The organism is Biformimicrobium ophioploci, from assembly GCF_030270605.1.
In the GTDB taxonomy this organism is placed as follows: domain Bacteria; phylum Pseudomonadota; class Gammaproteobacteria; order Pseudomonadales; family Cellvibrionaceae; genus Biformimicrobium; species Biformimicrobium ophioploci.
The window spans coordinates 316,795-332,453 of the sequence record NZ_BSYJ01000003.1; the positions used below are offsets into that span (position 1 = coordinate 316,795).

Annotated in this window: 15 protein-coding genes and 1 tRNA gene; 7 read left to right on the forward strand and 9 right to left on the reverse strand. The window is 59.4% G+C overall.

Going from position 1 to position 15,659, the window contains the following annotated elements; all coding sequences use genetic code 11:
• Positions 1–19: 19 nt before the first annotated feature.
• Positions 20–568, forward strand: a complete 549-nt coding sequence (locus QSJ80_RS08120; RefSeq protein ID WP_285763932.1) for an STAS domain-containing protein — start codon at positions 20–22, stop codon at positions 566–568.
• Here QSJ80_RS08120 and QSJ80_RS08125 read toward each other — a convergent pair.
• The 3 genes from QSJ80_RS08125 to dusA form a co-directional block, all read right to left on the reverse strand.
• On the reverse strand, positions 565–1,047 hold the full coding sequence (locus QSJ80_RS08125) for a tellurite resistance TerB family protein (protein ID WP_285763933.1): 483 nt from the start codon (positions 1,045–1,047) through the stop codon (positions 565–567). The two genes, QSJ80_RS08120 and QSJ80_RS08125, sit on opposite strands and share 4 nt — an antisense overlap.
• Positions 1,028–1,996 carry a transaldolase gene (gene tal, locus QSJ80_RS08130; protein ID WP_285763934.1) on the reverse strand — a complete coding sequence of 323 codons (969 nt, stop codon included), beginning with the start codon at positions 1,994–1,996 and terminating at the stop codon, positions 1,028–1,030. Before tal ends, QSJ80_RS08125 begins: the two co-directional genes overlap by 20 nt.
• 64 nt (positions 1,997–2,060) lie before the next feature.
• Complete coding sequence (gene dusA, locus QSJ80_RS08135; RefSeq protein WP_285763935.1) at positions 2,061–3,083, reverse strand: tRNA dihydrouridine(20/20a) synthase DusA; 1,023 nt, start codon at positions 3,081–3,083, stop codon at positions 2,061–2,063.
• A gap of 106 nt (positions 3,084–3,189) precedes the next feature.
• On the opposite strand from dusA, the gene QSJ80_RS08140 reads away from it, so the two are divergent.
• The gene (locus tag QSJ80_RS08140) at positions 3,190–3,399 is read left to right on the forward strand and encodes a hypothetical protein (protein WP_285763936.1); all 210 of its coding nucleotides are present in this window, start codon (positions 3,190–3,192) and stop codon (positions 3,397–3,399) included.
• 11 nt (positions 3,400–3,410) lie between these two features.
• Here the strand turns inward: QSJ80_RS08140 and QSJ80_RS08145 are convergent, their stop codons facing one another.
• From QSJ80_RS08145 to QSJ80_RS08155, 3 genes are read right to left on the reverse strand one after another with little or no spacing between them, the layout of a single operon-like run.
• Positions 3,411–4,655, reverse strand: coding sequence for an FAD-dependent oxidoreductase (locus tag QSJ80_RS08145; protein ID WP_285763937.1), 1,245 nt, complete (start codon positions 4,653–4,655; stop codon positions 3,411–3,413).
• 2 nt (positions 4,656–4,657) lie between these two features.
• Entirely contained in the window at positions 4,658–5,362 is a 705-nt protein-coding gene (locus QSJ80_RS08150; RefSeq protein WP_285763938.1) for a glycerophosphodiester phosphodiesterase family protein, read from the reverse strand.
• Positions 5,356–6,777, reverse strand: coding sequence for an FGGY family carbohydrate kinase (locus QSJ80_RS08155; RefSeq protein WP_285763939.1), 1,422 nt, complete (start codon positions 6,775–6,777; stop codon positions 5,356–5,358). Before QSJ80_RS08155 ends, QSJ80_RS08150 begins: the two co-directional genes overlap by 7 nt.
• Before the next feature lie 92 nt (positions 6,778–6,869).
• Between QSJ80_RS08155 and QSJ80_RS08160 the strand changes: the two genes are divergently transcribed.
• Together QSJ80_RS08160 and QSJ80_RS08165 are read left to right on the forward strand one after the other, a co-directional pair.
• Positions 6,870–7,289: a hypothetical protein gene (locus QSJ80_RS08160; RefSeq protein ID WP_285763940.1), complete on the forward strand. Its 420-nt coding sequence runs from the start codon at positions 6,870–6,872 to the stop codon at positions 7,287–7,289.
• Positions 7,290–7,377: 88 nt separating this feature from the next.
• Positions 7,378–8,085 carry a fimbrial biogenesis chaperone gene (locus tag QSJ80_RS08165; RefSeq protein WP_285763941.1) on the forward strand — a complete coding sequence of 236 codons (708 nt, stop codon included), beginning with the start codon at positions 7,378–7,380 and terminating at the stop codon, positions 8,083–8,085.
• Between the two features lie 48 nt (positions 8,086–8,133).
• On the opposite strand, the gene QSJ80_RS08170 is transcribed toward QSJ80_RS08165, so the two are convergent.
• The 3 genes from QSJ80_RS08170 to QSJ80_RS08180 are packed head-to-tail and all read right to left on the reverse strand — an operon-like array spanning position 8,134 to position 12,256.
• The gene (locus QSJ80_RS08170) at positions 8,134–9,135 is read right to left on the reverse strand and encodes a hypothetical protein (protein WP_285763942.1); all 1,002 of its coding nucleotides are present in this window, start codon (positions 9,133–9,135) and stop codon (positions 8,134–8,136) included.
• The gene (locus QSJ80_RS08175; protein WP_285763943.1) at positions 9,113–11,650 is read right to left on the reverse strand and encodes a TcfC E-set like domain-containing protein; all 2,538 of its coding nucleotides are present in this window, start codon (positions 11,648–11,650) and stop codon (positions 9,113–9,115) included. Before QSJ80_RS08175 ends, QSJ80_RS08170 begins: the two co-directional genes overlap by 23 nt.
• 48 nt (positions 11,651–11,698) lie before the next feature.
• Entirely contained in the window at positions 11,699–12,256 is a 558-nt protein-coding gene (locus QSJ80_RS08180; protein ID WP_285763944.1) for a hypothetical protein, read from the reverse strand.
• A 366-nt stretch (positions 12,257–12,622) separates the two neighbouring features.
• Between QSJ80_RS08180 and gltX the strand changes: the two genes are divergently transcribed.
• The 3 genes from gltX (at position 12,623) to QSJ80_RS08195 (ending at position 15,634) form a co-directional block, all read left to right on the forward strand.
• Positions 12,623–14,110, forward strand: coding sequence for a glutamate--tRNA ligase (gene gltX / locus QSJ80_RS08185; protein ID WP_285763945.1), 1,488 nt, complete (start codon positions 12,623–12,625; stop codon positions 14,108–14,110).
• A 90-nt stretch (positions 14,111–14,200) separates the two neighbouring features.
• A tRNA-Ala gene (locus tag QSJ80_RS08190) sits at positions 14,201–14,276 on the forward strand.
• Between the two features lie 239 nt (positions 14,277–14,515).
• Positions 14,516–15,634 carry a type 1 glutamine amidotransferase domain-containing protein gene (locus tag QSJ80_RS08195; RefSeq protein ID WP_285763946.1) on the forward strand — a complete coding sequence of 373 codons (1,119 nt, stop codon included), beginning with the start codon at positions 14,516–14,518 and terminating at the stop codon, positions 15,632–15,634.
• The last annotated feature ends 25 nt before the right edge of the window (positions 15,635–15,659 follow it).

Genomic DNA, 15,659 nt, shown 5'->3' on the forward strand with positions numbered 1-15,659 from the left:
CTGTACCCGGAGTCCCGAGATGTCTGCTGAAAAAGCCCATTCCACCGCAAGCGATCCCAGCTCCGCTTCGCCCGGCAAGATATTGCTCGGTAATCACAATGGCGTCTACGTGGTGCGCCTCGAGGGGGATGTCCGCCTCAACCTGTGTATGCCGCTGGAAGGCTTTATCAGCGACATGTTTGCCGCAAAGGACTTTCGCGCAGTTCTGTTCGACCTGGAGAGCGCGCGAGGCATAGACAGTACCTCCCTGGGGCTGCTGGCAAAAATTGCGCTGTTCACCCGGGACAAGGGCACGGTCAGGCCGGTGGTGGTGGGTGCCGACCCGGGTATGTGCCGCTTGCTGGACAGCATGGGTTTTGAAGACCTGATGGACTACGGCGAGGGCCTGGTAGCGGCACCGGTCATACCGCAGGTGACGGAAGAGGTCCTGGCGGAGCCACAGGATGAGGAAGCGACGCGGCAGGTGGTGCTGGATGCGCACCGGGTGTTGATGTCGCTGAACGAGAAAAACCGCGAGACCTTCCGCGACCTGGTGGCCTCGCTGGAGCAGTGCTCCCTGAAGCCCTAGCTGTCCGGTTCCCCAGCCCCCTGGCCGCCGGAGGCGTCCCGGGCTTCCGAGCGGGCCTTGGTAAACAGGCCGTGCGGCAGATAGATCAATTCCGATACGCGCCGGATCAGGTGCTCCTCGAACGGCTCGATCTTTTCATCGGCGAACGCCACCTTCCACATATTACGAATCAGCTGGTACTTTTCGGGATCGCCCAGCCTGTCATTGATTGCGCGCGTGAACTCGAACAGGGATGTGGCCTTCTCCCGCTCGATCATGGCGGTTTCGATCATCTCGCTGGATTCGCCGTCGGCCATGCCGTAATGGTCGCGTAGCACTGCCTTGAGGGTGGCCACCTCGCGATCATCCAGGTGATGATCGGCGGTGGCTACTTCTGTGAGCAGGGCCGCGCTGACCAGCAGCATATTTTCCTGCGGCTGTTCATCGCGGTTGCTGGATTCGCCGATTTCGGTCAGTAGTTTACGAATGTGCTGCAACATTACTGTCAATCTGTTCCTGGATCAGAGCCTCGAGTTTTTCCTGGTCCGCGATAAAGTTGCGGATACCCTCGGCCAGCTTTTCCGTGGCCATGGCGTCGTCGTTGAGCTGCAGGCGGAATTCCGCTTCTGTTAACGGCGCTTCAGCCGCATCGCCGGAAGGGCCTTCGTCAACGAGCTGGCGCTCAAGCGTGCCACTGTCCTGTGCCAGTTCATCCAGCAATTGCGGGCTGATGGTGAGCCGGTCACAGCCAGCCAGTGCCTCGATTTCACCGGTGTTGCGGAAGCTGGCGCCCATCACGATGGTGCTGCAGCCGCGTGCCTTGTAGTAACGATAGATTTTCTGCACGGAAAGCACACCCGGGTCTTCCTGTGCGGGGTAGCTGTCGCGCCCGGTGGACTTCTTGTACCAGTCGAGGATGCGGCCCACGAACGGGGAAATCAGGGTGACGCCCGCATCGGCACAGGCGCGCGCCTGGCAGAAGCTGAACAGCAGGGTCAGGTTGCAGTGGATGCCTTCCTTCTCCAGGATCTCCGCGGCGCGGATGCCCTCCCAGGTTGAAGCGAGCTTGATCAGGACCCGGTCGCGGCTGATACCGGCTTCCTCGTACAGACCGATCAACTGGCGGGCCTTGGCAAGGGAGCCCTCGGTATCGAAAGACAGGTGGGCGTCTACTTCTGTGGAAACGTAGCCGGGTACCAGCTGCAGGATCTCGCAGCCGATCTCGACGGAAAGCTTGGTGACGGCCAGCTTGGTGGTATCGCCTCGCTGGTCTTTGGCCCATGCAATCGCACTGGCCATATGCGACTTGAACAATGGCAGCTGCGCCGCCTTGAGTAGCAGGGACGGGTTGGTGGTGGCGTCCTGGGGCTTGAAGCGGGCAATTGCATCGATATCGCCGGTATCCGCTACCACAAGGCTGTACTGGCGTAACTGCTCGAGCTTGTTCATTCGGAGAACTTCCTTTTTATCCTGATTGTTCGGGTATTAACTTATGAGGTGCACAGTGCGGGTTTTATGCCGCTTGTGCAACCAGTTCCAGTGCCTGCTCAAGCACTTCGGGGCCGGCACCCGGCTTTACCGCGTTTTCGCTCAGGTGGCGGCGAAAGCGGCGTGCCCCGGGTACACCCTGGAACAGGCCCATCATATGCCGGGTAATGTATTTTAGTTGTTGCCCCTGCTGCAGTTGCGCCTCGATGTAGGGGAGCATCTGCTGTGCTACTTCGATGGGGGTTACTATGTCTGCCGCCGGCTCAAAGAATTCTCGATCGACCTGGCCCAGCAGGATAGGGGTCTGGTAAGCGGCGCGGCCCAACATGACGCCATCCACATGCTGCAGGTGCTGGTGGCACTCCTCGATAGAGTTTATGCCGCCATTGATGACGATTTCGAGGTCAGGTCTTTCCCGTTTCAGGCGGTACACCATTTCATAGTCCAGCGGCGGCACCTCGCGGTTTTCCTTCGGGCTCAGGCCCTGCAGCCAGGCCTTGCGCGCATGCACGATAAAGGTGCTCACACCCGCCTCGGCAACCGTATCGACGAAGCCGACCAGGCCCGGGTAATCCTCCATATCGTCCACACCAATGCGGTGCTTGACGGTCACCGGGATAGACACTGCATCCTGCATGGCCTTCATGCAGTCCGCCACCGTCTGCGGCTCCTGCATCAGGCAGGCGCCAAAGCGCCCGGACTGGACCCGGTCACTGGGGCAGCCGCAATTGAGGTTGATCTCGTCGTAGCCCCAGCGCTCTGCGATACGCGCGCACTCCGCCAGCTGGGCCGGATCGCTGCCGCCGAGTTGCAGCGCCAGTGGGTGTTCACTCTCATTGAAGTCCAGGTGGCGTGGCTGGTCGCCGTGCAGGATCGCACCGGCGGTCACCATTTCCGTGTACAGCAGGGCGTGGCGGGAGAAACGCCGCCACAGGTAGCGGCAGTGTCTGTCACTCCAGTCCATCAGCGGGGCCGTGCAAAACTTGCGGCTGAGGGGTGCCGAAGCCGGGTGATTGTCGGATTGGGTGCCTGGGTTATGGCGGGTCACGTGAATACTCTTGGGGTAATGCCTGGCCAGCTATTATATCGTCAAAGTGTATCGCTGATGGTACGCCTGTGGTGTTGCTGGTTCAGTTTGTCGCGGAGTGTAAATTGTGTTTGAAGTGATCATGGCCCTCCTGAATCTGGTACTCGGTCTGTACCTGATGGCGATCGGCAAGGGCAGGGCGCTGCCCAGGACCCGCAAGCCTATCAGCCCCGAGCGCGAGGCACGTTTCAGGCGCCTGTGTTACTGGGCGGGCATTGCCATGTTGATTCTTGCCGTGCTCTACCTGCTGAAGCTGTTTTTCGTACCGGCAGCTTAAAGTGTGCCCCATCAGGTGCCGCTGGCAGACTGGTCCTCGCCCTCCGGTAACGGTGGCTCGCCTTCCACGCCTGCCGCAATGGTGGTGCTCTCTGTCGGTTCCGGCTGCAGCGACGGGCGAATCATCGACAATACCTTCGCAGCGGTGGCGCGGTAGCTGGTGAGCTTGCCGCCGGCTACCGCCACCATCCTGGGCTTACGCGGGTCGTCCGTGGCAATGAGTGTTTCACGGGGCCGGGAAAACGGCAGGTCGGCACTTTTGGGCAGTACCCTCAGTCCCGCATAACTGTTTTGCAGGTCCTGCAGCTGTAGTTTGCCGGTTTCCGGGAAGTGCCGCTGTACCGCATGTAACAGGTACAGCTCTTCCTCGACGGTAGGCATCACGCTCTCCGGCGAGCCGGCATAGCTGCGTTCGGTGGTGCCGACCAGTGTCCTGCCTTTCCACGGCATCACAAAGATCGCGCGCCCGTCTTCCGCCTCGATATAGAAGATGCGCTCGCCCAGGGAAACGGGCAGCAGGATATGTGTGCCCGCCACCAGCTCCAGCGGCGGTAACTTCAGTGCCGGGGTGCAAAGGGAGTTGACGTTTTCCACCCAGGGACCGGCGCAGTTGACCAGCACTTTACAGCGCGCCGTTTTCAGTGCGCCATTATCAAAGTAATCCACACGCACCCGGTTACCGACCAGTTCCGCGCCGATCAGGCTCGCCGGGCACAGCAGTGTCGCGCCGTGGGTGAGCGAGTCATCGATCACAGCGCGGGTCAGTGCCTTGTCATCGGTCTGCGCATCGTAGTACTGGAACACCGCGCGCAGGTCACGCTGCTCGATACCGGCCAGCAAATGCCATTGTGACCTGGGCACCTGCCGGAAGCGGGCGCCTTTCCAGGCATCCCTCCACGACCGGATACGCGCACCTGTCAGCATCGAATACAACACAAGCCCAAGGCGCACCAGCCAGGGTGAGCGACGGCTGTGCCGGTAGACGGGGATATAGAAGGGCACCAGTCGAACCAGCTCCGGCTTGTTCTGCAGCAGCCAGTGGCGCTCCCTGAGGCATTCATGGACGAGGCGAAACTGCCGGCTTTCGAGGTAGCGCAGGCCACCGTGAATCAGCTTGGACGAACGGCTGGATGTACCTGAGCCGACTCCGGTCTGCTCCAGCACCAGCACGCGTGCGCCTGCCGCGCTGGCTGCGGAGGCGACGCCGGCGCCCTGAATGCCGGCCCCTATAACAACGACATCAAAATCCGTGGGCATGCTCAGAGCCCATAGACATTGCTCGCTTCACGGGAGCGCATCAGGCGGGGAAGGTCTCCGGTCAGGATGTGATGCGCGCCGCGGCTGGACCACTCGACGGCCTGTTCCGGTTCGTTAACCTCGTACACCACCCACTGCCAGGGGCCGGGCGGCAGTTCGTCGGCGTTGACCCGGCTATCCCGGATGAAAAGGTAATCCGGCGCCAAGGTGACCACTTCCGGCCGCAGGCACTCGGCCAAAGATTTGATATTCAGGCCGACGCGATGGCAGCCGCGGCTGCGGGCAAAGCGCAGGCTTTCGCAGTCGCGTGTGACCACGATAAAGGGGCTGGTATCTTTCGGCAGTATGCGGGCGAGATGCTCGATGACCAGCTCAAACCCGAAATGCCCGAGGCTGCTGGGCTTGAGCTCCAGAAAACAGTCCAGGTGGGGGTGGCGCCCGACCCAGTCGATCAGCTCCCGTGCAGTGGCGAGCCCCGCGCCGTCGATGCGCAGTTCAGCGATCTCGGTGTCTTCCAGTTCGAAAAACTTTTCCGGCCGGCCCGCAACCCGCAACAGATCGTCGTCGTGAAAGCACCAGGGGGTGCCGTCGGCAGACATCTGGATATCGGTCTCGATGGCACAGGTGCCAAGCCCGTGCGCCGATTCAAAGGACGAGATGGTGTTTTCCGGTTGCTGGATTTTGTTTCCGCGATGGGCGATCAACATTGGGTTTTATCTGGTATCGATTGAAGGTTTCTGCTGCGTTCAGTATAGCGTTGCCGGGTCCGGTCGGTCGGTCCAGGCAGGAAAGTCTCGCGCACGCACAGGGGCGGTGGCGCCAGGCCGGCGAGGGTCGCAATCCCGGTCAGGGTCGCGAAGTTGCCCGCAACCAGCGCAATGGGTTTCTGCATCAGGTCGGCCAGCCACTGGCCGACACAGTGCCGTCCGGGGAGGCCGCCCGCCAGATACACTCTGGGACATTGCCCGGCGACGTGATTGTCTGCAATCAGCTGATAGATGGAGAAGGCGATATGCTCCAGCACCAGCAGGGCCTGGATGTCCGGCGGGCAGTCACAGGTAAACCCGGGTTCGCCCTCCACCGCCTCGAAATGCAATGTACAGGGCAGGCGCGCGGCATCGTCGGGATCCAGGTGATCATAGTCGGTAGCCTTGCCGCTCTGCAGGCCGTGCCAGCGCAACAGGGATCCGCACTCCGGCAGGGTGTGCTCCTGTATCCAGAAAGTTCCGTTGCTGGTGTCCAGGCGCGTGTCCTGGCGTGCGGCATCCAAAACGCTCGCCTTACTGCGTTCTGGCCAGGGGCCGGTGCTGATACTGGCGCAGGTGCCGAGTTCAATTAGCAGTTTGTTGCTGTCGGGCCCCAGCTGCCACAGGCCGGCACTCTTGTCTCCGGCCAGCGCGCGCACGGGCAGGGGGCCGCGCCCGGTTTCCAGTTCGCAGAAAGTCATGCCATTTTTGAGGATCTGCGGAAGCTGGCCACCGCCGGCTGCGGGAATACCGAATAACTGCATCAGCTCAACTGACCAGCGTGCACTGTCGATATCGAGTAACTGGGTGCGCTGGGCCAGGCTGGTATCGCAAACGAAGGGTTTGTCGACACCACAACGGTATAGCAGCCAGCTGGGTAGCGGGCCCCAGAGCAAACTCCCATCCCTTGCGGCTGCGCGGATTTGCGCATTGTGTTCCAGCAACCAGCGCATCTTGCTGGCGCTGAAGTGGGGTAGCGGAGGCAGGCCGGACAGCTGCCTGATCCTTTCCGGCTGCGCATAGGCGGCAACGGGAAAAGCCGCTGCCCTGCGGTCCTGCCAGCTGATGATCGGCGCGAGCAGTTTGCCGTCCGGTCGCCAGGCACAGAGCGTGGATCTCTGGCTGGCAATGGCGATGGCGCTTGCCTCGGGCGGGCAGCGCTTGAGGTGGCGGTGAAAATCCCTGAGCAGGGAATAGGGCCCCAGCTCGATCTGGTTTTCGTGGCGGAGTATCTGTAACGGTGTACTGAGCAGGACTTCAGGGGTCTCGCCGGGCGCAACCAGCGCGCTGCGAATGCCGCTCGAACCCACATCGATGGCGAGTATGGGCGGGTTGACCGGGCCGGCCATGTGAGCTGGCGAAACGGGGTTCTGCACAGGCGCCTACCTTTACCTTGTTCGCTGCGGGTCGCCGAATATTCCCTGACCCCGTCTAGGCTATGTGTAAAGCGGTATTTCGGGGTTTTGACATGGCCAGTGCTCTGTGTACGCGGGCGGCCAGTTTTATTGTGGCAGCTTTCCTGATGTTTGCAGCGGGAGCCGCTGCAGTAGCGCAGGAGGCGGCGGTGTCCGACTCGGCGTCGGTCACTATTCGGCTGGTGATCGAAAGGAATGTGCAGCTGCAACAGCAGGAGTCGCAACAGGACGCCGGCGCCAGACTCCAGGACGCGGGGTCTTCCGGTTTCTGCCTCAGTAACCCTTCCGGAATGCCGGTCACGCTGAGCTGGGTGCCGGCGCTGATCGAGGACGGCGCCAGTGTGCAGGCGGGCAGTTATGCGCAAGTTACTCAGCAGAGTCGTGAGGGCCAGGAGGGCTGTATTGCCCCCGAGTTACTGGGCGGGACTGGGGGTGGCCCCGGCCTGGTGGAATTGCTGGTTGCGCCCGAGTAGTCCTCACTGGCTTTTGTTCAGTTGAGGTTCATGGTCGTCGTGCATAAAATAGCGCCAACTAGCATAAAAACGGACAGCGACCTGCACCATGTTGACGCGCGCCCTGAAATCTCTCGTTTTCCTCTGTATTACAGCAGCTGCCGTTCTCTTCAGTAGCCTTGCCTCTGCCAGCATGCAGCTGGACAAGATGATCATCTATCTCGATGCCTTGCCGAACCAGCGCGAGGACATAGTGGTGCGCAACCCGGATGCAGAAACCCTGTACCTGCAGACCGAAGTATTCCGGGTGGATAACCCGGGGCAGGAAGACGAAAAGCTGGTGCCGATTGTGGATCCCAGGGACTTCATGTTGCTGGTCAATCCGCGCAAGGCGGTGATCCCGTCCGGTGCGCAGAAGCGTTTCCGGCTTATGTCGCTGGAGAGCGGGCTTGAGCAGGAAAAAGTTTACCGGGTAACTTTCAAGCCGGTGGTGGGTGAGATTACTTCCGACGTAACCGGGGTGAAGATCCTGGTGGCATACCAGGCGCTGATCTTTGTGCAGCCGCCAAGCGGCGCCTACGAGCTCAAGCTTGAGAAACGCGGCGAGCAGTGGGTGCTGCGCAACAATGGCAATATCAATGTGGAGGTGAGCAAGGCGCGCTGGTGTGTCAGTGAAGACAGCTGTGAAGACGTCGAGTTTGCTGGCCGTATCTACGGTGGCGCGGAAAAGGCGATCAAGCTGCCAGCCAGTGGCGGTTATCTTGAGCTGCGTGCCTACGATGGTGAGCAGAGTCGGCTGGAAAAATTTCCGCGCTGATCTGCCTGGCCTGAAATGTTTCTGTTATTCCGGCGCTTATTCCGGCGCTTATTCAGGCTCTACGGTGAGCGTCAGCGTGTCCGTGTAGCTGGAATCCTGCGCGGCCTGCACGTCCGCCAGTAGCACGCGTATCGTCAGGCGCATATTTTCCCCGCCGGTGACACACTCTTTTGAAGTGGACCCGGGCCAGCTCGCGGTACTGATCATCCCCTCGCTCAATTGTTCTGCTGCGCCTGCAGCCACATCCTCCACCGTCACCTGATAGGGAATCTGGTCCGTTGCCTGCAACAGGAAGCTGCCGTTACCGTTGCTGCTGTCTCCGGTAATTTTGAAGTTGGCACCGGTCAGGTGATACACACAGAAATCCTGGCTCGCCGAAGTATCCGCCGCGATATTCGCAGTCAGGTTCATGTCCTCCAGGCCACTGATCTGGATGACGCCCTCGACGGTAATTTCGATAGTGAAGGAAACGGTGACTGTTCTTGGGGGGGCTGTCGCTGGGTTACAGGAGGCGTCGCCGACATCACAGAAAGCGCTCTCCTGCCGGACCGTCATGCTGAAGGTGCCGGTGTAGGTGCCCGATGCTGGTGTCTGGCCGGGTGCCAGGTCCACGCGTAAAAACTGTTGCCGCGGCTCTACCTTGTTGGAGCCATTGATGGCCGCTGTTTCCACCCCGGGGTTCAGGTTGGTTCTGGTGCCGCTGAGCGCGCGGTCAAAATACAGTTCGACCAACTGCGGGTCTCCGGAGGCGTTGGTCAGGCGGAAGTACTCCGCATCACCGTCGCCGGACACTGTCAGCTGGAACTTTTCCGGGTTCTGGCAGTTGTCTCTGTTCGGCCGGCAGCTGCGGATACCAAAGGTGATATTGCCCTGTTCGAGCTGCGCGGCGTTATACGGATAATTGCTGATGCTGCCATCCAGGTTGCAGACGGCCAGGTGGATACCATCGCACGGGCCGGCGATTGCCTGCGCCGGGAATCCGCCTGTGGCTATGGCCAACAAAAGCAGGCCGACTGCCGACAGTAGTTTACTTGCGTGCAAGAGTCGCATTGCGTTTGCAGCTCGCTGTATTCAGTTCGATGGTGCCGAGGTTAAGCCAGTCCTTGTCGGAGCTCTGTTCGGCAACCGGCACAGTGCAGTTATTCCACTGAATGGCAGTGGATACCAGTTTCTTGGGCACGCCATAGTAGTCCAGCTGGAATACGCCGTATTCGTTGGTTCGTGTCTGCTGGCCCTCAATCTCAAAAGTCGCATTGGTGACCGGCTTGCCGTTGCGGATGATGCGGCCAAACACCATCACCAGCGTCTTGATCTCGTAGCGGGTGCTGGCGATGTTACCCGGGTACAGGGTTACGGTTTCGCTGTTGTCCTGGTAATCGAAGAAGCCGCTGCCGAGTGGCTTCACGCTAACAGAGTAGGTGTCGAAGGCCGGAACGCTGATCAGCGAGCGTCCGCCACCGGTGGCGTAGCCACGGCGCTGGCCGTTTACCAGGATTTCGAACTCATCATCTTCAGCACCATCGACTTCCACCAGCACGCCGCTGCCGAAGCCCTGCTCGCCGCCCCAGCCATAGTAGTCGCCATCGGAGACCAGGTTGGTACTGAAGTTGCCCACGTAGCTCAGGGTGTTGCCATTGTTGCCGGAGACATTGTTATCGGAGCCGCTGCTATCCAGGTAGTTGACGCTGGAAGAGAAGTGGCCGCGCCGGCCGGCAACACGGGTATTGCTGCGCATGGAGTGGGCGTCCCCGTCGGTCTCCGCAAAGAACTGCTGTTGTACTTCGTTGGCCCACAGGTCGCGGTCATCCCAGCTGCTGCTGAAGCCCGCGAAATTGCGCTCGCCCTCGAGGCTGCCGGAGTCACTGCGCAGGAAGGTGCCGTGGTTCCAGCGTTTGGAGCGGTAACGGAATTGCAGGTTGAGGCTGGTGACCTGGTCGATACCGCTATCGCTGTAGGCGAGGCGAAGGTCGCCATACCAGGAACGGTTGCGCAGCAGCGGGCGCTGGTATTCCAGTGTGCGTAGTGGTTCGTTGCCAGCAAAAAGCTCCGGCAACTGCAGTTGCTCGTCGGCGTAGGTGAGGCCTCCATCACGCTGCGAGTAACGTGCATTCAGGCGGCCTTTCCCCATCGGTACGAACAGCGAGTAGGTGCGGTAGGCGAATCCGCGCGGCAAGACACTGCCGGCAACCGGTGCATCGGGGCTGTCGAGGCGTGATTCCTGCACGGACAGGGTGGCCCAGTCGGTTTTGAGGCTTGCGCTCAGGCGGAACCCGGAGCGGCCATCATCGGTGGCGATCACGCTTGGCGACAGCTCGAAATACTCATTGATCCAACGGCTGCCGAGTTCCAGTGCCTGCTGTTCTTCAGTCAGCGTGGCGGTGGCGAACAGGCCAAACTCATCCAGCAGGCGTCGCCCCACACCGGCCTGCAGTAGGGTTTCGTCTGTGGCTTCCGGCATCAACGAATCGCTGGATAGCAGCGCGGGTGTGCCCAGCATGACATTCCACTGCCACTCCCCCATGGCGGGTAGCAGGGAATCCTTGGCAAAAAACTGGGTGAATTCATTCAGTGGGCGGCCGTCTTCGGAGAAGGTGCGCACCGTCACCTCGTAGGCGCCCTGTGGGAAACTGCGGGTGCCCAGTAACTGGTTGCCGGCCTCCAGCAGTTCGCTGTGGATCAGGCGGCCATCGCGGTAGACCTCAACACGGCCGCGCACCGGCAGGTGTACTTCCAGCGGCGTGCCGGTGCGCTGGTCGTTGTCTGTGCGGGTATTGTCAGACTTGTAATATTCGATGCCGTACAGCGCGCCGCTGTTGATAAACAGGCTGCTGCTGCCGCGCGGCTGGAACAGGCCGGCCGACAACGCCTTGCCGCGGTAGTCCCGTGTCCAGAACAGGTCGGACACCTGGCCGTTGGACTGCAGGTCGCTGTCACTGACGGACCAGCGGCTTTGCAACGAGGACTCGCCAAAGCTGACGATGGAATCACCGAACAGGGTGGCGGAGCTGCTGCTCACCGCATTGCCATCGCTATCGGTGCGCGCGCCGGCCCAGCTTCCCGATAATCGCTGGGAAACCGCAAAGCGGTTGCTGGCTGGTGGCAGGTACGGATCGATTACAGCCTCGCGGGTGGGCAGGTAATCGCGCCCGATAAAGATATCCACCCGGAACCGGTCCGGGTTGTAGATGACCTCGAGCACTTCCGCGTTGATCACGCCACAGCCGGACTGTTGTGTGCGCAGGCACACCCGGTGGGAGTTGGTGGGAAGTACGGAAGAGAGTCGCGCGAGTAGCGCTTCGTATTGCGCCGTTGCAGGCAGCTTGTCCAGCACCGCTTCTGGCTGCTCGAACTGCAGGGTTTCCGGACCGACAAGCGCGGTCAGGTTATTGGCCAACAGTCGCCCACCGTAATACACATCCAGCACGATGGAGGATGGTTTGGTGAGGTCTTCGAAGCCTTTGGGCGGCGCTGTTTCCAGGGTGACAGCCGTCGCGGCTGCTATGGCTGAAGCACCATTGAGGAGGAGAGCGCCGCACAAGGCGATTTGCCAGGCGGTGCGATACATAATCTCGAGGAATGCCGCCGGAACTGAGTTCAGGCGGCTTTCTGTACTTTAGTTAGCAGTAACTGTAACGACCAGTGTGTCGGTATAGGTGTCAGCGGCTACGGTTTGAACATCTGTTTCGTCAACGGTAACGATGATCTTAGAGTTGGCATTTGTATCATCGAAAGTGGGGTCACAGTCTGTTCCGGCGAAAAGAGTGTTGTAAGTAGCGCCTGCAACTCCGGATGTTACATTGGCTTGGTCGCCTGCGGCAGCGCCAAGGTCCTGGGTAAATTGGACTGTGTACGGGATCAGCTCTGAACCGTTGCTCAAATTAAAGCGTTCACTAGCGGGACCATAGTTTCCACCATCGAAGACAATAGTAAATCCCGTAATGCCGCCTGTCTGGCCTACGCAGATTGGGTCTTCCGCGCTATATACGCTACCTTGCTGGGTGAGAACCATGTCATCGAGGCCAGCTACGCGGATCAGCTGTGAAATATCCAGTGAGATATTTAGATCACCGGTGGAGCTGGTGGCGCCAACTAGGCCATCATTCGCAGCCATCGCAGTTATGGAGGCTACCGCTACAGCTGAAGCTGCTACTGCACGAATTATCTTTTTCATATCGGGGATCCCCCTAAGTTTCCTAAAATCTGTACCTTTTATACCCCAAGCCAAAGATCCTTTTTCGGCCATCTGGCATTGGAATCTTCTATGTAGCTTTGGGCGTGATTTTACCCACTTTTTGAACCTTGTCACATTTTTTTGTGCAAAATGCAGGTCATTTGTACGTTATTTATCGAATTTCCCTAGCATACGTGACCAAATGTCCGTTTTTTGGTCGATTTTGCCTGGGCGGTCTTGTCCACAATATTACTGCCACGTGACAGATTTATGACACTGCCCCCTATCGCAACCTCAGCGTGTTGTTTTAGTCCGGCAGCGCTATAATCCCGCGCTTTTCCAATCAGCAATTGGTTTGCTCATAAAATGACCGTTAGAACCCGTATCGCGCCGTCCCCGACCGGTGATCCTCATGTCGGCACGGCCTATATCGCCCTGTTTAACCAGTGCTTCGCCAAGGCCCAGGGAGGCCAGTTTGTCCTGCGTATTGAGGACACCGATCAGGTCCGCAGCACCCCAGAGTCTGAAAAGGCGATCCTGGACAGCCTGCGCTGGCTGGGTCTGGACTGGGACGAGGGCCCGGACGTGGGCGGTCAGCATGGCCCCTACCGCCAGAGCGAGCGCGCGGATATCTACAAGAAGTACTGTGATGTGCTGCTGGATGCCGGCAAGGCGTTCCGTTGCTACCGCACCGCGGAAGAGCTGGATATGCTGCGCACCCAGCTGCGCGAGGAAGGCCGCACGGCGCTGAAGCCCAGTGACCTGGCCCTGCCGGAAGAAGAAGTCGCCAAGCGCGAGGCGGGTGGCCTGCCTTATGTCGTGCGCATGGTAGTGCCGGAAGAGGGCACCTGCGTGGTGGAAGACCTGCTGCGCGGCACCATCGAGATCGACTGGGGTCAGGTGGACGCCCAGGTCCTGCTGAAGTCCGACGGCCTGCCCACCTACCACCTCGCCAATGTGGTGGACGATCACCTGATGGAGATCACCCACGTGCTGCGCGGTGAGGAGTGGATCAACTCCGCGCCCAAGCACAAGCTGCTGTACGAATACTTTGGCTGGGACATGCCGGTGCTGTGCCACCTGCCGCTGTTGCGCAACCCGGACAAGTCCAAGCTGTCCAAGCGCAAGAACCCGACCTCCATCCTCTATTACCAGCGCATGGGCTTTATGCCGGAAGCGGTAATGAACTACCTCGGCCGCATGGGCTGGTCCATGCCGGACGAGCGCGAGAAGTTCACCCTGGACGAGATGCTGGAAGCGTTTGATATCCAGCGCGTGTCCTTGGGTGGCCCGGTGTTCGACGTGGAGAAGCTGTCCTGGCTGAACGGCATGTGGGTCCGCGAGCTGGAGCAGAAGCAGCTGGCAGATCGCCTGCAGCAGTGGCTGCTGAACCGGGATAACCTCCTCAAGGTGCTGCCGCACGCGCAGGGCCGCATGGAAACCTATTCCGACTTTATGCCGCTGGTGGCGTTCCTGGCCTCCGGTAACCTGCCGTTGACTGAAGAGTCTTTCGCGTCCAACAAGCTGCCGCTGGATGACCAGAAAAAGCTGCTCCAGTTTGCCCTGTGGAAGCTGGAAGTACTGCGCCCCTGGACCAAAGACGCGATCTTCGCGGAGATGAAGGGCCTGTCTAAGGCCATGGACATTAAGCTGAAGGACTTCAACGCGCCGCTGTTCGTGGCGGTAAGCGGCACCACATCCTCCTTCTCCGTGATGGACGCGATGGAACTGCTCGGTCCGGACCTGACTCGCGCGCGCCTGCGCTTCGCCGTGGACCTGCTGGGCGGCGCCGGCAAGAAAGTGCTCAAGCGCTGGGAAAAGGAGTTTGCGGCACTGCCCGCGGCAGAGGCCTAAGCCTTTGTTTTAAAAAACCTTTTAAAGTGGTTGACAGGCTAGGGCGGGGTGTTAGAATGCGCCCCGCTTTCGCGAGAAAGCAAACAATTTGGGGCTATAGCTCAGCTGGGAGAGCGCAACACTGGCAGTGTTGAGGTCAGCGGTTCGATCCCGCTTAGCTCCACCAAACAAAGAAACCCTCGTACCGAAAGGTGCGGGGGTTTTTTTGTTTGTCCTGAGGGTCGAACCGCTGAAAGCGGTTTGAGACCGTGGGGGCGCCTAGCTCGGGGGGCGTAGCCTTAGCTCCACCAACCTCGCCAGCACAAATCTTCACATTCTCTTCACGTCCCGATTGCTACCTTGCGTGCAACTTAACTCATATCGGTTGGTATGGAATTGCAAAGGAACGTGAAGATGAAAAGTCCAATGAAGAATCTTATTTCGTTAGTCGCGGCTGCCGCCTTGGTGCTGCCTGGCATCAGTGTTGCTGCAGAAGTCGGTAATCCGAAAGTTTTGATGGTGCTCAGCAGCTATGGCGAACAGGACGCGGAGGGCAAGCTGGTCAAGCCCGGCTATGAGTTCGATGAAATGAGCAAATCGTATCTGGTATTTGCCGCTTCAGGTGCGCAGGTAACCTTCGCCTCACCCAATGGCGGCAAATTGGTGACAGATAAATATGATGCGTCAAAGCCTTACAACGAAAAATTCCTGGCCAATCAGGATGCGGTGGCGGCACTGGAGTCCACACGGAAGCTCAGCGATATCCGTTCCGCGGATTACGATGCGGTATACGTGGTCGGGGGCAAAGGACCGATGTTCGACCTGGCCAAAGACCAAAATGTGAAACGCATTATCCAAGAGGTGTACGAAGACGACGGTATTGTCGGTGCAGTGTGCCATGGCCCTGCCGCATTGCTGGATGTGAAGCTCGGCGACGGCAGCCATCTGGTAGATGGCAAGCGTATATCGGCGTTTACCAATGAGGAAGAGTCGGTATTTACCAAGGCCTGGACAATGCCATTCCAACTGGAAGACAAGCTGGTAGAGCAGGGCGCAGTATTCCGTCAGGACGGACTGATGCTCAACCAGGTCAGTATCGACGGTCGCGTGATCACCGGGCAGAACCCGTTTTCCACGGCTGATACCGCCAGGGCGGTAGTGAAGGCATTGGGACTTGAGAATGATGGATCGCTTGAGTTCAGGGATGACCGAACAATTATGCTCGTGGAACGGTTTTTCGCGGACAGAGTCGCCGCAATGCAGGATTTCACCGCTCATATGGATCGGTATGACCCCATGCTGCTGGCAATGTTCGGTGTGTACCAGGCACGTTATGCCAATACCCAAGCCGAGTTAGACGTAGCGCTGACCTTGATGCAGGCCACACAGGAGACAATCAAGCATCCGATGCTGGATGTTGCCATCGCCAAGGGATTTCTGGCAAAGAATGATTCGAGGCAGGCGCGGGTAGTATTGACGGCATCGAATCAGAAGTTTCCCGAGAATGAGGAAATTTCAGGCTTGCTGGAAAGCTTGACGGATTAACGGCCATGTGGAAAAGAATGAGCTT